The organism is Paraburkholderia sp. RL17-373-BIF-A, from assembly GCF_046030175.1.
In the GTDB taxonomy this organism is placed as follows: Bacteria; Pseudomonadota; Gammaproteobacteria; order Burkholderiales; family Burkholderiaceae; genus Paraburkholderia.
The window spans coordinates 1-243 of sequence record NZ_JARESO010000549.1 but is presented as its reverse complement, the minus strand read 5'-3'; the positions used below and the strand labels follow the sequence as shown (position 1 = coordinate 243).

At 58.8% G+C, this 243-nt stretch carries 1 pseudogene; it reads left to right on the top strand.

Annotated features, from left to right (window positions below):
* A pseudogene (locus tag P0D80_RS51715) lies at positions 1 to 243 on the top strand (transposase); the annotation flags it as partial.

Below are 243 nucleotides of genomic sequence, written 5' to 3'. Positions count from 1 at the left end.
AAGCCGCGCGTAGGCTCGGAGTGCCCGTGGCAACCTTGGGCAATTGGAGTCGACGCAGCCGCAGTGCTGAAGATAGTGGCAAAGTCGACAGTCACGAAGTGAAGAGCGCGCGATCGACGCGCCCGATCAACGAGTTGGAGGCGGAGAACAGCCGACTCCGGAAGGAACTTGCCAGTGCAAAACTCGATATCGAGATCCTTCGAAAAGCGACGGCGTACTTCGTGAAGGGGTCGCGGTGAAGTA